This is a genomic window from Staphylococcus coagulans (genome assembly GCF_002901995.1).
Classification (GTDB): Bacteria; Bacillota; Bacilli; order Staphylococcales; family Staphylococcaceae; genus Staphylococcus; species Staphylococcus coagulans.
Genome location: NZ_PPQN01000006.1, coordinates 1 through 21,060, shown reverse-complemented (window position 1 = coordinate 21,060; position 21,060 = coordinate 1). Strand labels below are relative to the sequence as shown.

20 protein-coding genes are annotated in these 21,060 nt (G+C 37.1%); 5 read left to right on the top strand and 15 right to left on the bottom strand.

The features are described from left to right. Nucleotides 1–34: 34 nt before the first annotated feature. Together CD118_RS01525 and CD118_RS01520 are read right to left on the bottom strand one after the other, a co-directional pair. Nucleotides 35–388 (bottom strand): DoxX family protein, encoded by a 354-nt coding sequence (locus tag CD118_RS01525; protein ID WP_050330178.1) that lies wholly within the window; start codon nucleotides 386–388, stop codon nucleotides 35–37. 13 nt (nucleotides 389–401) lie between these two features. After that, complete coding sequence (locus CD118_RS01520) at nucleotides 402–1,454, bottom strand: LLM class flavin-dependent oxidoreductase (protein ID WP_103356136.1); 1,053 nt, start codon at nucleotides 1,452–1,454, stop codon at nucleotides 402–404. 799 nt (nucleotides 1,455–2,253) lie between these two features. Here CD118_RS01520 and CD118_RS01515 point away from each other — a divergent pair. After that, complete coding sequence (locus CD118_RS01515) at nucleotides 2,254–3,000, top strand: CHAP domain-containing protein (protein WP_050345287.1); 747 nt, start codon at nucleotides 2,254–2,256, stop codon at nucleotides 2,998–3,000. A gap of 49 nt (nucleotides 3,001–3,049) precedes the next feature. Here CD118_RS01515 and CD118_RS01510 read toward each other — a convergent pair whose 3' ends face one another. From CD118_RS01510 to CD118_RS01500, 3 genes are all read right to left on the bottom strand, one after another. After that, a complete protein-coding gene (locus CD118_RS01510; protein ID WP_240621883.1) occupies nucleotides 3,050–3,553 on the bottom strand; it encodes a hypothetical protein in 504 nt (167 codons plus the stop codon). Nucleotides 3,554–3,805: 252 nt separating this feature from the next. Then, complete coding sequence (nhaC, locus tag CD118_RS01505) at nucleotides 3,806–5,197, bottom strand: Na+/H+ antiporter NhaC (RefSeq protein WP_060829514.1); 1,392 nt, start codon at nucleotides 5,195–5,197, stop codon at nucleotides 3,806–3,808. 25 nt (nucleotides 5,198–5,222) lie between these two features. Then, complete coding sequence (locus CD118_RS01500; RefSeq protein WP_060829513.1) at nucleotides 5,223–6,299, bottom strand: NAD/NADP-dependent octopine/nopaline dehydrogenase family protein; 1,077 nt, start codon at nucleotides 6,297–6,299, stop codon at nucleotides 5,223–5,225. Between the two features lie 702 nt (nucleotides 6,300–7,001). Here CD118_RS01500 and CD118_RS01495 point away from each other — a divergent pair. The 4 genes from CD118_RS01495 to CD118_RS01480 all read left to right on the top strand — a co-directional run bounded on the left by CD118_RS01495 (nucleotide 7,002) and on the right by CD118_RS01480 (nucleotide 9,547). Beyond that, a complete protein-coding gene (locus CD118_RS01495; protein ID WP_060829512.1) occupies nucleotides 7,002–7,562 on the top strand; it encodes a CHAP domain-containing protein in 561 nt (186 codons plus the stop codon). Nucleotides 7,563–7,889: 327 nt separating this feature from the next. Next, complete coding sequence (locus tag CD118_RS01490; protein WP_050345284.1) at nucleotides 7,890–8,216, top strand: DMT family transporter; 327 nt, start codon at nucleotides 7,890–7,892, stop codon at nucleotides 8,214–8,216. Then, nucleotides 8,213–8,527 (top strand): DMT family transporter, encoded by a 315-nt coding sequence (locus CD118_RS01485; RefSeq protein ID WP_050345283.1) that lies wholly within the window; start codon nucleotides 8,213–8,215, stop codon nucleotides 8,525–8,527. Before CD118_RS01490 ends, CD118_RS01485 begins: the two co-directional genes overlap by 4 nt. A gap of 63 nt (nucleotides 8,528–8,590) precedes the next feature. Further along, nucleotides 8,591–9,547, top strand: a complete 957-nt coding sequence (locus CD118_RS01480; protein WP_060829511.1) for a 2-hydroxyacid dehydrogenase family protein — start codon at nucleotides 8,591–8,593, stop codon at nucleotides 9,545–9,547. Between the two features lie 227 nt (nucleotides 9,548–9,774). Here CD118_RS01480 and CD118_RS01475 read toward each other — a convergent pair whose 3' ends face one another. The 10 genes from CD118_RS01475 to CD118_RS01430 form a co-directional block, all read right to left on the bottom strand. Further along, on the bottom strand, nucleotides 9,775–10,902 hold the full coding sequence (locus CD118_RS01475; protein WP_103356135.1) for an FAD-dependent monooxygenase: 1,128 nt from the start codon (nucleotides 10,900–10,902) through the stop codon (nucleotides 9,775–9,777). Between the two features lie 248 nt (nucleotides 10,903–11,150). Further along, nucleotides 11,151–11,933 (bottom strand): N-acetylglucosaminidase, encoded by a 783-nt coding sequence (locus CD118_RS01470; RefSeq protein ID WP_050345280.1) that lies wholly within the window; start codon nucleotides 11,931–11,933, stop codon nucleotides 11,151–11,153. 30 nt (nucleotides 11,934–11,963) lie between these two features. After that, entirely contained in the window at nucleotides 11,964–12,206 is a 243-nt protein-coding gene (locus tag CD118_RS01465; RefSeq protein ID WP_103356134.1) for a hypothetical protein, read from the bottom strand. A 245-nt stretch (nucleotides 12,207–12,451) separates the two neighbouring features. Then, nucleotides 12,452–12,916 carry a helical membrane plugin domain-containing protein gene (locus tag CD118_RS01460; RefSeq protein ID WP_050330161.1) on the bottom strand — a complete coding sequence of 155 codons (465 nt, stop codon included), beginning with the start codon at nucleotides 12,914–12,916 and terminating at the stop codon, nucleotides 12,452–12,454. Then, a complete protein-coding gene (fdhF, locus tag CD118_RS01455; protein ID WP_060829507.1) occupies nucleotides 12,916–15,852 on the bottom strand; it encodes a formate dehydrogenase subunit alpha in 2,937 nt (978 codons plus the stop codon). The genes CD118_RS01460 and fdhF overlap by 1 nt, the downstream gene beginning before the upstream one ends. 244 nt (nucleotides 15,853–16,096) lie before the next feature. Beyond that, a complete protein-coding gene (pcp, locus tag CD118_RS01450; protein WP_060829506.1) occupies nucleotides 16,097–16,738 on the bottom strand; it encodes a pyroglutamyl-peptidase I in 642 nt (213 codons plus the stop codon). Nucleotides 16,739–16,755: 17 nt separating this feature from the next. Further along, on the bottom strand, nucleotides 16,756–17,682 hold the full coding sequence (locus tag CD118_RS01445) for a DUF979 domain-containing protein (RefSeq protein ID WP_103356133.1): 927 nt from the start codon (nucleotides 17,680–17,682) through the stop codon (nucleotides 16,756–16,758). Further along, nucleotides 17,663–18,370, bottom strand: a complete 708-nt coding sequence (locus CD118_RS01440; protein WP_103356132.1) for a DUF969 domain-containing protein — start codon at nucleotides 18,368–18,370, stop codon at nucleotides 17,663–17,665. Before CD118_RS01440 ends, CD118_RS01445 begins: the two co-directional genes overlap by 20 nt. Nucleotides 18,371–18,805: 435 nt before the next feature. After that, nucleotides 18,806–19,732 (bottom strand): LCP family glycopolymer transferase, encoded by a 927-nt coding sequence (locus CD118_RS01435; RefSeq protein WP_169925582.1) that lies wholly within the window; start codon nucleotides 19,730–19,732, stop codon nucleotides 18,806–18,808. Nucleotides 19,733–19,867: 135 nt separating this feature from the next. Next, a complete protein-coding gene (locus CD118_RS01430) occupies nucleotides 19,868–20,665 on the bottom strand; it encodes an inositol monophosphatase family protein (protein ID WP_103356130.1) in 798 nt (265 codons plus the stop codon). Nucleotides 20,666–21,060 lie beyond the last annotated feature (395 nt).

The window sequence follows — 21,060 nt, the reverse complement described above, 5'->3', positions numbered from 1 at the left end:
AGATGTGTATAAGAGACAGCAGATACACAAATGCTTACTTTTTAGAAGTCAATGTATCAACAAGACTCAAGCCAGCTAATGTAGCTACATCAATCGCATGTTGCGCGCCTTCTTTTCCTTGACCTGCTTCAAAGTGTTTATAAATAGCACCTACTAAAACACCGATTGATAATAAAGACGCAGCTTGTGAAATACGTTTATGGAAAAGACTTGCGACGAATAAACCAGAAGCTATTAGTTCTATAGTTCCAATTACTTTTACCATTCCTTCAGGTAATTTGAACGTTTTGAACGCTTCTTTCATACCTTCGTCACCTTTTAATTTGGGTTGTGCCGCATCGAATAAAGATTTCGCAGCTTTTAAATTTGTAACATATCTTAAGATCATTTCAAATTCCTCCTTATTTGTTTTCAAAATATGCATCGACGATAGGTTTTACCTTTTCCCCAAAAAGTCGAATTGCATGCATCGTTCTTTCATGTGGCATAGAACCTATAGGCAGATGCAACATGAATCTTGTTAATTCTAATGACTCTACAGTATCAATAATTTTTTGTGCGACAGTTTCTGGGCTTCCAACATACATCGCACCATCCGGACCAATTTCAGATAAAAAGTGTTCATTTGAAAATGCTGGCCAACCCCGCTCTTTCGCTAACACATTATGATGTGCTTCTACAGCAGGATAAAATTCACGTTGTGCCTGTTCATCCGTATCAGCAACATAACCCCATGAGTGTGTTGAGATTTGAAGTTGATATGCTGGAAAACCTTTTGATTCAGCGATGGCTTTATACATCGCAATATTACGTCTGAATCGTCTCGGACTACCACCAATTATCGCATACGTAATAGGTAAACCTAAAGCACCCGCTTTAAGTGATGATTCAGGTGTGCCTCCTGTTGCTAACCAAATAGGTAATTCTTTTTGAACCGCACGTGGATAGACGCCTAAACCTTCAATACTTGGTCTTAGATGGCCTTCCCAATGCACAATTTCATTACGATTAATGTTGAGCAATAAATCTAATTTTTCATCAAACAATGCTTCATAGTCTTTAAGGTCGTAACCAAATAACGGGAAAGATTCAATAAATGAACCTCGACCGGCCATGATTTCAGCACGTCCATTAGATAATCCATCAAGTGTCGCAAATTGTTGATATACTCTTACAGGATCATCTGACGATAAGACTGTCACAGCGGAAGCTAGTTTGATTTTTTTCGTAAGCGGTGCAGCGGCAGCTAAAACTGTTGTTGGACTTGATACCGCATAATCAGGTCGATGATGTTCTCCTAGACCATATACATCCAAGCCTACCTCATCTGCTAATTTGATTTCTTCGACAATATTTCGTATACGCTCTGCATTTGAAATTGCCGGAATGACACCATTTTCTGTATGCATTTCTTGGTTATCAGCAAATGACGTTAATCCTAATTCTATTTTCAATACAGGCACCACCTTTCAAGTATAAATTTTATACTAGTATCATAGCTTAGTCTTTTATTATTGTCAACAACTATGATTTTCTCTTCCTTTAAACCTTATCAAAGGTCTCAAAATAAGCACAAAAGTTAAATAACGTATGCTGATTAATTCCCTATCTATATAGGAACTTACAGAGGCAATTATTTCGGTTGGTGTGTACCTCGCTAACGTGATAATGAAATAAACGAGTAATAAGTTAGCAATTCATTTTAATACAAACAATATAATAGGAAGTTTTTGGATATTTTGTTAAATTTTTAAATTCAAATTTTTTCATGTCGGTTTTCTAACTGCTTATTTTCAATTTTTATGTGTGTACTTTTTAAAATGATATTTACACTGTCATTAGCGTTCCTTTTTTTAATTCATCGATCTAAATATAGACTCAAATTTCAAATGTGTAGATTTTTACTAAATATTATCCTTGTTCACTACTTAAAAAACGTTTATATCGCAATACTTTTGTAATCATATTACAGTTTTATGACAGAACCTTTATGAAATTTGTTAAGTATTTGTTAAGGGTATCCAAAACCCTTTAGTGGCAAGGTTCTTGGCGTTTGTCTTTATTACAAGCAGATTCTCATGTTTTCTTAAACATTACAAATTAAATAAGCGCTACACAAGCGTTTTATTTTCTGTTACAGTAAATATCGTTGTTAAGCAAACGCCAATGGGATTTACAAATTATTAAACTTACACTTCACACTTAGTGAATTTAACTTATAATCTTAAACATTTTTCAGGAGGATTTTTTAACATGAAAAAATTAATCGCTACGACTACAATCGCTACAGCAGGTGTCGCTGCTTTCACTTTAGCACACGGTCAAGATGCAGACGCTGCAGAATACAATGGTGGATACAACCCGAACGACCCAACTTCATATAGCTACAGCTACACAATCGACCAACAAGGTAACTACCACTTCCAATGGGAAGGTAACTGGTCACCAGCTCAATTCAACGGTGGAAACGCATCTGCAAACTACTACACAGCAGAAGATAATACAAATCATCACTACACTGGTGCAACTTATGCTGCGCCACGTCAAACATACAGTGCACCTAGAGCATCATATAACTACTCAGAATCAACAACACGTTCTTACCAAACATCAAACAATGCTTCACGTTCTTACCAAACAACAAGCACATCAACGCGTTCAATCTCAAACGGTTCAGCTGGTACAAACTTATACACTGCTGGTCAATGTACTTACTACGTATTTGATCGCGTAGGTGGTAAAATCGGTTCTACATGGGGCAACGCAAATAACTGGGCAAGCGCTGCTGCTGCCGCTGGTTACACTGTAAATAATCGTCCATCAGCTGGTGCTATCATGCAATCAACTTCAGGTGCATTTGGTCACGTTGCATACGTTGAATCAGTAAACAGCAATGGTTCAGTTACAGTTTCAGAAATGAACTACGGTCACGGACCTGGTGTTGTAACTTCACGTACAATTTCAGCAAGCCAAGCTGCTGGTTATAACTTCATTCACTAATTACAATATCATTTAAAAAAAGGTTTGGGTGCAATCGCCCAAACCTTTTTTAAAACCAATATGCAATCGTAATCCAATATCCAAATGCGAATAAATATAACAGCGGAAAGTTTTCCATGTTTTTAGCTTTGATTTGTTTGTAAACGACATGAATACCAATGCCTACAAACACCGCTGTTAATAACAATCGAACAATGAGCATTATTGATATGGATCCAGTGACAAAAAGGCTTGGGATACGTGAAAATGCCATTAGTAGCGTCAAAACGACGATCATAATGGTATATACGATTGTGTCAATCGACCGATACAAATGTGAATACGTCCAAGCCACAATCAAGCCAAATAGTGTAATTAATAAGGCTTCATGGATACGTTCATACAAATTAAGGGTACCTGCCTTATAAAGTACAATCGCTACAAAATACAATATAAGGCTGATAACCCAAAATAATATTGAAGGACTTTTTAATTGTTGTTCATCATGGTTGATGTATCGGTGAATCCCAAACCATAATAGTGACATCGCTACAAGAACTATTAAGTAAAACATGGAATCACCTCATTTATATTTAATATATTTCCTTTTTTGCAAGAGTTAAAACATATTTCATGCTCATTTTTATAACATATGCACTATATTTTATAAAAAGGCACCACATTCTTTTCAATGTCCCCTTTACAAAAAACAAGGAGCGACAATGTCATCGTTATGATTTCATTGTTTCACTCCTCGAATAAATTCTAACTGTTATATTTTATTTTTATGTTATATCATGGCAAGATTTCATTAAAATCAAAGCCTTTAAGCTTGCGCTTTCTTTTTAATGCCAATCCCTGTAAAGCCATAAAATACAGCAATCATGACACATAAATAACAAGGGACTGCCCAAACAAAGAACTCACCGACACCAACACCTAACTGTTGTGTATAATAAATACCTGATGTGCCCCAAGGGATAAGTGGAATAATCATCGTACCTGAATCTTCCAGTGTTCGAGACAAGTTAACACGATCTAGCCCCATCTTGTCATAAAGTTGCATCATCAGTACACCAACCATAATAATAACAACTGATGCAACACCGGCTGCTAATACCATCATTAATCCACCGATGACCGTGACAAGAATCAACTGACCTACTGTATTGACATTTTTTGAAATACGATGTAATAAGACATCTAAACAACCTGCTTTTTCAACAATACCCGCAAAGGCATAACCACAAAATATCGTGACGATGATTTGTGTCATGCTCATCATGCCACCTTGTTCAATTAAGCTAATCGCCTTTTTAGATAAATCAGATTGTGTGACTAACATATCTTTACTAAAACCATTAAAAGTTGCGATAAAACCATTTTGCAATTTAAATCCGTGATCAAGCCAACCTACCAATATCGCAACAACACTTGAAATGAGCATCGATGGTACAGTTGAAATTCTAGCCACTAAACAAATGATAATTGCGATTAAAGGTAACCAGATGAAGAAATTAATATGGTACATCGCTTCGATATCTTTAAGCAGACCATTGACTTGACTTTCCTTAGCTTGAACAGCAAAGCCACTCGACGCAATATGCCAGACAATCAAGCCGATAATTGAAGCTGGTACCGTGGTCCATATCATATGCTTGATATGACTGAATATGTTAACACGTGTAACTAAAGCAGCCAGATTTGTTGTATCTGAGAGTGGTGACATTTTATCACCGAACACAGCACCTGAAATAATTGCACCTGCTGCCATACCAGCTGGAATATCCATGTTTAAAGCAATTGCCATTAATGCAATACCAGCTGTAGATGCAGAACCCCATGCTGTCCCTGTTGCAACTGAACAAATCGCTGAAATTAAAAATGCTGAGACTAAAAAGTAACTCGGACTTAAAAATTTCAAACCATAGTATATTAATGCAGGCACCGTTCCAGAATACATCCACGTCCCTACAATAATCCCTACGGATAGAATGATAAAAATTGCGGGCATCGCTGTAGATAAACGATCTGTAATGCCTTCTTCAAGATCTTTCCAACGTAAACCAACACGCCATGCAATCCAAGAGGCATACGCAGCTGAAATAATCAGTAAAGGCTGTACAGGTATTTTAAACACAATAAAACCGACACAGACGACAATCATCATTACGACGATAGTTGATAGTGACTCAATTAAAGTTGGTTTTCTTTTCATACACAACACGCTCCCCTTTGTTCGCTTAGTAAGAAATCAGACCGACTTTCTCTCTCCCTAAATATTCAATTGTTAGCCCTTCATTAAAGAAATCACGTTCCAAAATGGTAGAAGCAATCACAATAATGGCGTCTATGTTCGGCGTTGGGACACCGATTTCACGGCCTAAACTTGACCAAAGCACCAATCCATATGCGATATCTTCTGTTAAATAACGATTATTGACTTTATTAGGTCCTGGGATTCGTGAAAAAACAGGACTGTGGTTAAAGAGCTTGTTAAGTGGCTCATCTTCCATTTCTCGCTCTAAGTAACCCCGTTCTATACGTGCTTCTTTAGCTGTTTCTAATTCAAAGCCCAGCTTACGACCAAGCGTTAATCTTTCGACTTCAACTGCATGAAGCAAGCGTACAGTGTGATTTGTGATACCTTCTTTATAAAGTGCGAAATCACCACTATAGTCAATACGTCCAACATTTAATAATGTAGGGCCTGGATGTACTTCTGGATTCCCATTTTCTAAGTTTGTACGCCACAAACTTTCTTCTTTAACAATATATGGATAAATTTGTTCCACTTTTTTAAATGTCTCAACTAAATCATCTTTATCAAAAGTAGAGAAATAAACTTTACGTACATTTAAAGATAAATCGACACTCGCTGTTGAAAAGTCAACACGTGTCCCATACGTTAACGTATTCGCTTCTGCAAATACTGGCGATACATCTAAATGATATTCTTCTAATACTTTCATAAAGCGCGCTGATCCCATTGCAGCCGCCATATTAAAGAAGACAATTTGGTCATCTTTAATATACGGTGCCATCAATTCAGCATAATACTCAATAAATGAAGACGGAATACATAGCATTACAATTTCAGCGTCCTCTATAACATACGCCATGTCATCACTGATATTTGTAAAGTTTACAAAACTTTCTTTACCTTCATTATAAAAATTAAAGCCGCCTTGTTCTATCGCTTTATCAAATTTATTAATAGATTGGTTACGACAATAAAGTTTGACTTCGTGTCCTTGATCGACCATATCAACAGCTGCTGTAACCGCACCATTTCCTGAACCTACTACCGCTATTTTCATATGTTTACCCTTCTTTCTCGACTGTTTTTTACTTCCATAGCACTGAGCAACATATTTGTGACTCATCAAGCATCGTAACAGAACCACGATAAAAAGAAAACAGTTTTATCAATGATTTCACTATTTTCTACCTACTTTATTCTTCATACCCTCTCTTCCCCATTATTATGTTTAAAATTTCAAATCGATTCTCCTCTTTATTGGTTATAATTCCTTATTTATCAATGGTTTAGCGTATATTATCCCAATAGAAATCGTCTTACCTTTAATGGAACGTTTAGATTTACAATTGATTAAGCTTCTTTATTTAAGTTACATCCCATCCATGCAAATTGAAGCATTCAAATGAAGCTCCTGCCAACAATTTGCTTCTCTAGTTGAATTATGATAAATGATTATCACAAAATCATTTTTAATATTACAAGTTCTGTAATAGTCCTACACTTGATATTTATACTTTGAGGTCTGTATCACAGACAGTGACAGTTTTTATAAGATATTTCATTTAAAATGACAAGATTACATATTTTCCCAAAGCCTTTTTAATTCAATTACAAAATTGTAACATTCCACACAGACCCTACATTTTCTGATAAAGTGTTCATTGTCGTTGAATGAACGATTAATTCTTTATAACAACTTAAAACTTAATTAACTTTACCAATTCAAATAGACGAGAAATATTGAGGAGGACTTTTTATTATGTTAAAAAAAATCGCTACAACAACTACATTAACGGCAGGCTTGGGTGCTGCTTTAGTCGGAATTCAACACAATCAAGCAGATGCTGCAGAAAACAATTACAGTTTTTCTTACAATTATAATTACAATACAGATGGTACAAATTATGATTATCAATCAAGTAGTAACCAAACTTCATCATACGGTCAAAACACAACTACAACTTCTACTTCAACACATGCTACTGGTGTGACAAGTGCAGGCAATCTTTATACAGCAGGTCAATGTACTTGGTATGTATATGACAAAGTTGGTGGAAAAATTGGTTCAACATGGGGCAATGCTAATAACTGGGCAAGCTCAGCATCAGCTGCAGGATTCAAAGTAGATCATAACCCAGAAAAAGGCGCTATTTTACAATCCAATGATGGACCTTTTGGCCATGTTGCTTACGTTGAATCTGTCAATAACGACGGTTCAGTAACTGTTTCTGAAATGAACTATAATGGTGGACCATTCAGTGTCAGCTCACGTACAATCTCAGCTTCAGAAGCAGCATCTTACAACTATATCCACATCTAATAATAAAATTGATAAAAACCATTGTCGACTTCAAGCGTCGACAATGGTTTTTATGTTTTCTAGACCTTTCTACAACATAACTGAGCTGCGTTATAGAAATAAAGTTATTCTATTAAAGTACGAATACATCGTGTTAATGACTAAAATATTTAAAGTGATATCAATGCTTTAAAAGTATTAACCTCTCTAAGTCCTATCCCTTTCCCCTTAAACAATGAAGGAACATCTGCTAGCGCTAATAAAATCATCATACTGATTTTTTGAGGTTGTCGTTTGTTTGCACTTCTTATATCATAGTGCTATATGCAAAAAGGGAGGTTGTTTGAGATGCAATGGGCAAAAGTTGTTATTGCCGGCCTGTTGGAAGTGGTATGGGTGATTGGATTAAATCATTCTCACCACTTTTATCAATGGGTCTTGACGATTGCTTTAATAGGCTTAAGTTTTTGGATGATGGTTTCTGCTTCAAACCATCTTCCAGTGGGCAGCGTTTATGCTGTGTTTGTAGGACTCGGTACAGTGGGAACGGTCACAGTAGGGATGCTCTTTTTCGATGAGACGATCAGTTTTGTTAAAATCTTATTGATAACATTGCTTTTAACTGGCGTCATTGGTCTAAAGTTAACCTCAGATAAGGAGAACGAACAAACATGAGTTGGATTGCTTTAATATTTGCAGGATTACTTGAAGTTTTAGGTGTGCTATGGTTAAATCAATTCGCCCAAACACATCAAAAACGCTATGTCTTATTACTTGCCGTTACATTTGCATTAAGTTTATTTAGTTTATCTTTAGCAATGACAACGATACCGATGGGTACTGCATATGCGATATGGACTGGCATAGGCACTGCAGGTGGCACAATTTTAGGCATGTGGATTTATCATGAATCTAAAGACGCTTTAAGAATATGTTTTATTACTTTGATTATTGTTTCTGCAATTGGCTTACGTATGCTGACCTAAACGGCTATCCTTGTATTATAGAAAGGGGTTTCATATACTAGAAGTGAAAGGTGGGAGTATTTCATGAAAAAAGTATTTATTGCGGGTCCGATTCCAGAAGAAGGACTAAAATTACTCAAATCACATTTTGACGTAGAGATGTACGAAGGTGAAGGTATCATAGATAAAGAAACACTTAAAGCGGGCGTTAAAGACGCCTTTGGTCTTGTGAGTCTGCTTTCAACAGAAGTGGATCAAGAGGTCATCGATAGTGGATTAGAATTAGAATTTATTGCCAACTACGGTGCAGGTTTTAATAATGTTGATGTCGATTATGCACGTTCTAAAAACATCGGGGTTTCAAATACACCCAAAGCTTCTACACGCTCAACTGCTGAATTAACATTTGGTATTTTACTTGCTGTAGCGCGTCGTATTCCAGAAGGCGATCAATTAATGCGCCACGAAGGATTTGGCGGCTGGGCTCCCCTCTTTTTCCGTGGTCGCGAAGTTAGTGGTAAAAAAATCGGTATCATTGGCTTAGGCGAAATTGGTTCAGCCGTAGCACAGCGTGCAAAAGGATTTGATATGGAAATTCTATATACAGGGCCACACCAAAAACCTGAAAAAGAGAAAGAATTAGGCGCACAATATGTTGACTTAGAAACTTTACTCAAAACAGCTGACTTTGTCACAATCAATGCGGCGTACAATCCTTCAATGCGTCATATGATTGATAAAGCACAGCTAGAATTGATGAAGCCAACAAGTTATTTAATTAATGCGTCACGGGGCCCAATTGTGCATGAACAAGCTTTACTTGAAGCTTTGCAGAATAAGACTATCGAAGGGGCTGCTTTAGACGTTTATGAATTTGAACCTGAAATTACGGAGGGGCTCAAATCGTTAGATAATGTCGTGATTACGCCTCATATTGGTAACGCCACATACGAAGCAAGAGATATGATGGCTGAAATTGTTGCGAATAACTTGATAAAGAAAGCAAAAGGGGAAAAACCTGATTACATCGTTAACGAATAAATAACATCCTATGATTGTTTTACCCTTTTACATGATATTAGGCATGTTTTGATAAAGGGGACGTGTTTCAAACAAATTAATACACATGTGATTAAAACGATGCCAAACGATACAATGGTAGAAGATAACTGAGCGGGACAGAAATAAATACGCTTTCTCTCCTGCTCTATATAAAAGCAACCGTAAGGATCACTTAAAATGTGTCTTACGGTTGCTCTTTTATTTTGTTATTCACTTTTTGCTTTGTATAAAAACCGTGTTTGTGCAGTGACAAATCGATCCGGAGTCATTTTCATACAACGATTTCTCAATGCTATAAGCCCACTATTTTGATATTGTGCAATACGCCCGATTCGACGTGACTGCTTAATCACCTTTTTAGTATGTTTGACACGCAAACGATCATAACGCTTAAGCGCCTCACTTAATGTTGAAAAACGTTTTAATACATTAGTCAAGACAATCGCATCTTCCATCGCTTGACCTGCACCTTGTCCCATATTCGGTGTCGTCGCATGTGCAGCATCTCCAAGTAATACTACACGTTCTTGATAAACGAAAGTTGAGAGTGGTTTCAAATCATAAATATCGTGGTGTAATATCTCCGTCTCTGGTTGATGATCGAGCACTTGACGAACAGCGTTTGGAAAGTGATTAAAATAAGCTTGTAAATAAGGCTTGTTAAAATGTTTGTATGCTACATCATTTTCTTTGGCGTTAATAGTCGCAAACCAATACGCACGCCCATTTAATAATGGTACGATACCGAAGCGTCCTTTTTTATCCCAGTATTCTTCCGCAATATGATCGAATTGAGACATATCCTCTACAACGCCACGGAAACACGTATAACCTTGATAATTGATTTTCACATTAGGCTGTACTGCGTCTCTCACTTTTGAATGTATGCCATCTGCCCCAATACATAAATCGACCGTGACTGCTTCATGGTTTTCGAATTGAATACGCACACCTTCCGCTACACGTTCAACCGTAGTGACATAATGATTAAGATGAAGTATTTTTTTATCGACATAGGATGCGATTAAATCCATTAAATCTTGTCGTAATAATGTGATATTCGTTGATTGTTGAGACAAAGTCACTTGACTTAAAACTGTCCCTTTTGTATCTAAAATGCGCATTTGTTGGAGTACTTGTCCGGCATTTTTCAGACCTTTCGCTAAATCATGATGGCCTAATTTGACAAGGACGTTATCACCGATACCAATGCCTGCACCTATTTCTCTTAATGCTTCTTCTTTTTCAAATAGGTGAACGTCATGGCCTTGCTCTTTTAACAATACTGCTGCCGTTAAGCCTCCAATGCCTGCACCTATAATCCCAATCTTCATAATGATTCACCTCGTTCTTTACAGTCAAATATCAGTGTATCACAAAATGCTACAGACACCTATCTCACTTTGTTTAATTTTTAAAATTTGCGTCTCTGTTCACTTTTCTCCAAAGCTTATGTGTCGGTACTGTATCTCAATATATAGAATAGATGAAATAGAAAAGAACAAATACATGGCGTTTTCTATCAAATCGCACATCTCACGCTTAATCGATAAAGAAACACTTGTATTTGTTCAACTCTATTTTATCCTTTTTGGTAAAAGTCTTTTCGAATATCATCCTTTTTAATCCCGTAATGCTCATAATAAATAGACATGCGCTCTGCAATTTTCCGCGCCCAGTCGATATCACTCGCATATTGGTTTGTTGCAGGCTGTTTGGGATTCCAACGCATTTGATACAAATTCAATTGGCCGTTCTCAAAATAGTTTTGCCTCACAAACTTAGCCCCACCCATAATCGCCTGACGGGGTGATGTCCAATTTGCTTTTTGCGCGTAACTCGAACCTGTTTTAACTGCGTCGCTATCAAAAGCGCCAATACCAAAGAAATTAAAATATTTTTTCTTTCCTGACTTAACGCCTTGTGCAAGTTCAGATTTGCCTTCTCCAGTCTCCAGTTGCGCATGACTAATCAAATAAATGACATTCACATCATACTTATTTTGCGCATCTAGAAACGCTTTTCCTTGTCCTTCAAGAATGCCCTTTCCTTTTAGCATTTGATTGACTTCTTTTTCAGACATTTGAACAGCTTCTGATAAATCCATATACATCAAATCTGAGTCTTTCCGTTTAATTTCCATTGCGTTTTTAACGTCTTGATGAGACGCTTTAACAAATTGATGGCTTTCTGATTTTGTATGTAACGCCTCGCCTTTTACTTGCTTGTCATAGGCTTCTGAAAATGTATGTGTTTTGTCATTTTTAAATAGTGAGGTCTCATTAATCAGTAGTAAAATCGCAAAAATGGTTAATATTAAAATCAGCAATGCACGTGATGGTTTTTCTTTAATGAACCGCTTCATATTTTTGAAAGACTCCTTTTTGTATTGACACTATCTCGTCACAAAAATAACGCATATCACGATAACGAGCACGATAAAATAGGAGGCATTGACTACAATTTTAAGTGTTCGATTTCCATGAAATAGCATATTAAATAATATAAGGCTTAACCCTAAAGAAACGATAAAACAAATTAAAGCCAGCCAAGCACTTACAAATAACAACATTAAAACGCCAAGCACGAGTAAAACATTTGAAATAATGCCTAGTATTTTTATATTTCTTGTATCCATCTCTTCACCTCTTCGCACCGCTTTATTTTATCATGAAACCTCCTTCATCGCGACTTATCACTTTAAGACAAGCTCAAATTTTATTACGCAATATTGATGATAATAGAGAAAATGAGTTGAGACATCATTACATCTCAACCCATATAACCCGAATATATCATCATTAATGCATAATACGTTATACTATTGACTTAAGTCTACATAGAATAGAGACTTTTCAAGGCACGCAATACGAGATACGCGACTTAGCGTGACATCCCTTTTAGCATATTTAAAAAGTATGTTAAACTTTGATTCATTTCGTCATCTTTTAACACGCGCATAAATCCTGCAATAGAAGTTCGAGCATTCGGACTTGCTTGATTGGCAACATGCAAGCCTTTATTCACTTTATTTAATAAGACACGCAATGCTTCAGGATCTAACGCGCCCAACATAAGCACCATTTGCCCCATATTATGAATGACACCGCTGTATTGATCTTTGTTTAACTCATTTGTCAATTTCTCAGCAATGACACCACGTTGTTTAACCGCACCTTTTGCCGCATCTAAAATCTTCGCATCATCTAATGCGCGGACTAACTCAATCGCTTTTAAAATACTGTCTTTATTTTCTGCAATGGCATCCGTCACTTCAGTGAGACGCTCTGCTTTGATTTCTGCTTCACTTTTTTGTATACGTTTAATTTTAGATATTCTTTCAGCCATTACTTCATCACCTGATCCCCTGGGAAGACATAGTCAGGTCTTGCCCATTTTTTATCAACACGGACACTATATTGTGGATGACGTGTTTGGTTTCGGAAGTTCGTTGGATTAAGTGGTGATTTACCACGCTGACTTAATACTTCCATACGACAACATGTTGATTTATATGCAGGTGTATGTGTTTCAGGATCCGTCACACTACTCGTTAAGTAATTAATCGCACCTTGACTATTATCGTTTAATGGTAGATAAATTTGCTTACCTTTCACGCGATCGGTCACATGGACGTGGACTGTTGCTTCACCTGTTTCAGAAATCAATTTAACCGCAGCACCTTCATGAATGTCTCTTTCTTCTGCTAACTGAGGTGAAATTTCAACAAATGTTGTAGGCATTTTGTATTGTAAGCCTGGAACTTTATAAGTCATATTCCCTTCATGGAAGTGTTCTAACAAACGACCATTATTGACATGTAAATCATAAAGTTCATTAGTTTTATAGAAATTATTGAAATCAAGTGGATAAAATTTAGCTTTACCATTATCAAAATTAAAGCGTTCCGTAAATAATAACGGTGAATCTTTACCATCTGCTTCAACTGGCCATTGTAAACTGTTATAGCCTTCTAAGCGATGGTATTTCACACCTGCAAACATAGGTGCTAAATCAGACGCCTCGTCCATAATTTCTGAAGGGTGTTGGTAACCCCAATCAAATCCCATTTCTTTCGCAATCAGTTGCGTAATTTGCCAGTCTGGTTTCGAGTCACCTAATGGTTCAAGTACTTGGTATAAACGCTGGAAACGTCGCTCTGTATTAGTAAATGTACCTTCTTTTTCTAAAGATGGACTCGCCGGTAAAACAACATCTGCGTATTCAGCTGTAAATGTTAAAAACTCATCTTGTACAACTAGGAAATCCACTTTTTCTAATGCAGCTTGAACATAGTTGATGTTGGAATCCACAATCCCTGTATCTTCTCCTAAAATAAACATGCTATGCACGTCACCTGCATGAATGTGATCCATCATTTGGTGGTTGTCATAACCCGGTTTACTTGGCAAAGTGACACCCCATCGCGCTTCATAACGGCGTCGCGCTGCATCGTCTTTTACACCTTCATAACCTGGCAGTTTATCCGGCATACTACCAAAGTCAGAACAACCTTGCACGTTATTGTGTCCTCTTAAAGGATAAGAACCTGCGCCTGGCTTCATATAATTACCTGTTGCAAGTAACAAATTAGAAATGGCAGTACTCGTATCAGAACCTGTTTCCTGTTGCGTTACACCCATAGCCCAACAAATCGCTACAGTATTGACACTTACAATCTCTTTCGCAAGCTGAATTAAGCGTTCTTTCGCAATACCAGTCGTCTCTTCAGCAAATTCCATTGTATAAGGCTCAAGTGATTGATAATAATCATCAAAATGATCTACCCATTGTGTGATGAAAGCTTTATCATGCCAATTTTGATCAATAATATATTTCGTTACCGCAGAAAGCCAAACTAAATCTGTACCCGGATGAGGTTGGTAAAATTCATCCGCACGTTGGGCCATTTCATGTTTACGAATATCGAAAACGTGCAATTTTTGACCAAACAGTTTATGCGAACGCTTAATGCGTGACGCAATGACAGGGTGAGCTTCAGCTGTATTTGTACCGACAGTAATTACCATTTCTGCATTACCAATATCTTCTATTGAACCTGAGTCACCGCCGTGCCCTACTGTACGGAATAAACCTTTCGTTGCAGGTGCTTGGCAGTATCTTGAACAATTATCTATATTATTCGTACCAATGACTTGGCGCGCTAATTTTTGCATTAAATAAGATTCTTCATTAGTGGCTTTTGAAGAAGAAATAAATGTGAGTGCATCTGGACCATAGTTGTCTTTAACTTCTTGCATGCGTTTAGCAACGTATGCAATGGCTTCGTCCCACTCTACTTCTTCAAATTGATCGTTACGACGAATCAATGGTTTTGTTAATCGCTCTTCAGAATTCACATAATCCCAACCGAACTTTCCTTTTACACATGATGAAATTTTATTCGCAGGTGAATCGTGAGACGGTTGTACTTTTAAGATTTCGCGGTCTTTTGTCCACACTTCAAAACTACATCCTACACCACAATATGTACAAACAGTTTTTGTCTTTTTAATCCGTTCTTCACGCATTGCCGCTTCCGAGTCGGATACAGCGAATAATGGACCGTAACCAGTCTCGGCTTTTTTAGTTAAATCAATCATGGATGCCAAAGTGCCTGGTTCAATGTCTGTCATATAACCGGCATTACCCACCATGTTATTTTCCATCATCGCATTACAAGGACAAACAGTGGCACATTGACCACAACCTACACATGATGAATCATTAATAGAGACATCATTATCCCAAATAACACGAGGTTGTTCACGTTCCCAATCGATGGAAAGGGTTTCATTCACTTGCACGTCTTGACAGACCTCTACGCATCGACCACATAGTATACATTGGTTTGGGTCATATCTATAAAAAGGACCGAAATCGACCTCGTACGGTTTCGGCTTATATTCGTAAGATTGATGCTCCAATCCCCATTCGTCCATTGTATTGTGAATTTCACAATTTCCATTATTATAATCACATACCGTACAGTATAATTGGTGTTTCTCTAAAATACGATCTAATGCTTCTTTTTGGCTGTCTTGAACACGTTGATTCGTTGTATTAACGACCATTGAGCGATTAATCGTTGTCCCACATGCACGTACAATTTCACCATCAATTTCAACAGCACATGTGTCGCACGTTTGTATAGGGCCTAACGATGGATTATAACAAATCGAAGGTACAAACGTATCTTGTTCTTTAATCAGCTCAAGTAAGTTTTTGCCCGGTTCTACAAGATAATCTTTACCATCTAAAGTGACTACCAGATGCTCTTGCATAATATCCCCTCCATTATATTTTTATCTTTCCTAAGATGCCCCCACATACTTAGTTACTTTTATTTTATACCCTTCATAAGAAAATGTTAACTATTTATGAAAATGCCACTAAAAAAATTTTATGTGTTTAAATATGTATCTTTATCATCAATTTTTACAACAAATAAAAAAGATAGGTAAAACGACTGACAATTTTAAAATAATCCTTACTTGTCATCGTATGACCTATCTTTAATGTTATATTTTAGTGTGTTGCTCCGTGTACAGTTTGGATATCTGAATCATATTTAAGGCACACTTTAATTGCCGCTTCTAATCCTTGAACCATTAAGTCAACAGACATAGACGGTTGTCCTGGCTTATTAATGACTTGCTTAGGTGTGAAAGGAACATGAATGAAACCTGTCTTTAAGCCTGGATAATCACGCTCTGCCGCATAAGCCAATTGATACATAATGTGGTTACAAACAAATGTACCTGCACTATTTGATAAGCTTGACGGAATACCTTCAGCGCGAATTGCTTCCACTATTCGTTTGACAGGAAGTGTCGCAAAATAAGCAGGTGCACCGTCTTCTTGAATAGGCTGATCAATCGGTTGTTGTCCTTCATTATCCGCTATTCGCGCATCATCCACATTAATCGCAACACGTTCAGGCGTAATTTCAAAGCGTCCTCCTGCTTGACCGACTGCAATCACAACATCATAATGTGTTTGTTCTAACTTTTCTTTAATGACAGCCATACTTTTATGAAAAACAGTTGGAATTTCCAACTTATCAACTTGATGGCCTTCTATTGTATCAGGTAATTTTTGAACCGCTTGTAATGCCGGATTGATTGATTCGCCGCCAAATGGATCGAATGCAGTAACTAAAACGTTCATTGATAAAACCTCCTATTTTAAAATGCGAATGTATACATAAAAATGATATGAACTAAAATTAAGATGAGCGCCATCGGTATTTGGGCTTTGATCACTGCAAGCTCATCTTTCATTTCTAATAATGCGACCGGTAACGTATTGAAATTCGCCGCCATCGGTGTAAGTAAAGTACCACAAAAGCCGCCTGTCATTGCCAGCGCACCCGCAACTGCAGGATCTCCACCAATTGCCATGACGAAAGGTACACCTATACTTGCAGTAATCACCGTGAATGCCGCAAACGCATTCCCCATTAACATGGTAAACAAGACCATCCCGAATATATAAGCTGTCACACCAATCAATGGATTCCCTTCAGGTAAAAAGCTAGAAATTCCTTTAGAAATCGTTGTGCCCACCCCACTGACAGTAAATAGTATGCCTAACGCTGCAAGAAATTGTGGTAAAATCCCAACGGTTCCGATTTGTTGTACGAGTCGATCACTATCATATAAACCAATTTTTGCTTTTGGCCGTAATACCAGATAAGCAACAATAATCGCAATCACTGAGGAAGCCCCAATGCCAATGGCACCACCCAATGGCGTCCAAGTAGATATTACAATCGCAACGACCGCCAATACAAGTGCAGGGATAAATAAGCGATTACCAAAGCGCGTCGCACCTTCAGATTCTTCTCGATGTTCGACTTCTACAACTTGACCGACACGAACATTTTTCGTTATCGTCAACAATCCCATAAATAAAACGAGACTCCCATTTAGCCAGTTGGGTATGTATGGCCCTACCATAAATAATGCACCTAATAGACACCAAAATAAAGCTGTTCCCATACGTTTTTGATTGAGTGGATTGCGGTATACACGCCACGCTGTGTAAATAAACTGTAGTCCAATTAAAATATAAAAAATTTCTAAAATTTGATTAATCGTGTGTTGACTCATGACGTGTCTCTCCTTTCACACCATATTTACGTTCCAATTTACGATCAAACAGCTTATTTTGAATGACACCTATAATTAAAGTGGCTATCGCAATTGGCGCGGAATATAAAGCAATTTGAATTGCTGTCACGTGCATGTCAAGAGACTTAAACGTCGCTACAATTAAAAGCACACCCGATGCACCAACGAATAGGTTTTGACCGAAAAAGTTACCATAATTTTCCATTGCAGAAATATGGGCTTTCAATTTTTCCTCATCTTCTGGCTCTAAATCTCGCTGATATTTCGCTTTTGCTGCAGCCTGTACCATTGGATTCATCAGTGGCCGTACAAATTGAGGATGACCCCCAATACGAATAGATGCCAGACCTGCTATTTCTCGAATCAATAAATAGATGGACATAATTCTGCCAGAGGTCACCCCTTGTACTTTATTAATGAGTCGCGTCGCTTGTGTCTTTAAACCAAATCGTTCTACCATCCCCACCATCGGTAAAGTAAGAATAAATAGCGACACCATACGATTATCTACGAATGCTTTTCCTAATGTATCCAGGATTTCAATCAAGCCCATATTCGAGACGAGACCTGTTGCAACAGCAGCAATTAACACTGTTCCAATTGTATCCCACTTAAAATAAAATCCTAATACGATAATGACAATACCAATAAGTTTAAGCCATTCCATAATAAACCTCCTTCAATAAAGCCGATGATGCACATTTCTTTCGTTATAGAAACACAGGTCATTCACTGTTTATTTTTAAATAACAGTCAACCCAATAAAGAAAGAATCGCATGGCTTCAAATCAAATTTTTCTTGCATATATCTTTTATTTTACTCCGTGCCCCCTTTTTATTTCAATGAACGTTCTGTTAGAAACGATACTCTCCTTAAAATTGTCGATTTTATTGTTCAAACTAAAAATCGACATAGACATATATTCAGCGAAATCAAATGCCCGCCTTGTAAACAGTGAACAAATCTTCATTTCGATTCATGAGGGTCAATACACGGTCCAATTTTTCCTCATTATCTTTTTTCATAGTTCATTAAGACAAATGCACAATAAAAAAGGCGGGAGAACGACATTGAGTCGTTTTCCCACCTTTCCATATTTAACTATAAACCTAGATTTTCTTTGTACATTTGTGCTAATGATTGTTTTTGACCATCATCAGGCACGAAGTAATAAAGTCCATCACTTTGGATACCACCTGAACCATCGAGTTGATGACGTTTCACATGGTCATTGGCATCGCTATATTGACTTCGAATTTGATTTAATTCTCCAATCGTTAAATCTGTTTTAACATTTTTACTTATTTGATCCATCAATGAATTAAAATTAGTGATAGATGAAACACTTGTCAGTTTATCCGCAATACCTTGTAAAACAAGTTGTTGGCGCTCTTGTCGACCGAAATCTCCACCAGCACCTTCTTCTTTACGGCTTCTTATGAAAGCCATCGCAGTTTCTCCATTTAAATGAACTTTCTGACCTTTTGTAAAAGAATGGCCTTCTGCTGTGAAAGTGGCATTGCTTACGACATTAATGCCATCAAGTGTATCTATCATATCTTTCAAGCCGTCCATGTCTACTGTCGCATAATGGTCAATCGGCACATTCATAAGTTTTTCTAAAGACTTAACCGCCATATTGGGACCACCATAAGCGTATGCGTGATTAATCTTTTCAGTGGTTCCTCTTCCTACAATTTCAGCTTGCGTATCACGAGGAATACTAATCAATTGCGTTGTTTTCTTACTTGGATTTACGGAAAGTAACATAATCGTATCGCTTCTTTTACCAATTCCCTCGGTTTCACGTTTAGCATCTGAGTCTACACCAAATAATGCGATAGAGAAAGGCTCTCCCTTACTTAAATCTACTTTACCTGAACGTAACTCTGAATGATTTCTATCTAATGGATTGTGAATGGCGCCACCTACTGCAAATATTTTAAACGCAAGATAGGCAATGGCTATGATGGCTAATACGAAGAGAATTCCAACAAACCAAAGCATCCCCTTCATAATTGGGTTCATGCGTTTTTTAGCTCGTCTATATTCCAAATAATCACTTCTTTCTCGTTTATAATGGTCAATTCTGCTTTAAATTTAGTAATATCATATAGCATTGTATCTCAAATCGAGTGACTATCAATCGGGCTTTAGACGCAACTATGATTTTTTGTAACCGCCGTCACTATTCAAAATATTTAAAACCGCATCGTAGCATCCAGGATTACTAATAATATATGGACCACCTGTTGTAAAATCAATCGGCTGACGATTAAAATCTGTCATTTTCAGTCCTAACACTTCAGCAAACAAAAACTGTGCACCAATATCCCATGGTTTGGCATTTGTATGTATATGGGCGCCGAATTGTCCCATAATGACTCGGGCTGAATCTAAACCGCAAGAACCAATGAGACGATAACCAAATGATTCATTTAATAGTTGCTGAATCGTAGTTTCATTTAAAACCTTGTTATTAAATGAAAGGATGGTGTCTTCGATAGCCATTGACGTAGGTAGCTCAATTTTTTCTTCATTTAAATAGGCACCCTCCCCTTTGATAGCACGATAGAGCTTTTCTCTAGGGTAATCATATATATAAGATAATTGTGGTATACCATCGACAAAATAACCTATAATCATACAAAAATCATCTTGTTGCTTGACTAAGTTGGCCGTTCCATCAATGGGGTCAATCAACCACGTATGTCCTTCTTTTAATCGTTCAGTTTGATGGTGGGCTTCTTCACCATATAATTGATGGTCCGGAAATTGAGATTTCAAAAACTGTTCGAAACGTGATTCGATTGTGCAATCTACATTCGTAACTAAATCAAAACGGTTGGATTTCGTATCCGTTTTCATATGTTGTATCAGTTGTGGAAGTTCACGCCGCATTTCAGAAATCCATATCTGTACTTGCTGATCTATTTCTCGCAATGTCTTTATCGTCGACATGATGAATCACTCCTTTTCAAAGTCATCTTCATTATACATAATGTCGCTTTAATGAAACAGTTAAATACGAAAAGAAAACCGGTTGGATTTAACCAACCGGCATAGAAAGGAAAGTAAGTAATAAATATTGAAGATGTTAAACTAGAATAAGTACAACCTATCATTTTCAAACTTTACTATCAATCACGATAGCTACCCCTTTTTGAATATGCTGTGTACCATCCCCCTGTAGCTAAATACAATATAACATATCCACAAACAAAATGTAAGCGTTTTCTACAAGTTTTTTATTCTTTTTATTTACAAATATCACTTTTGTAGTCGTATTGCTCAAAATATACGTTGCGCTATATTTATCTTATAATTATGATATAATATTAATAACTATGGTAGGT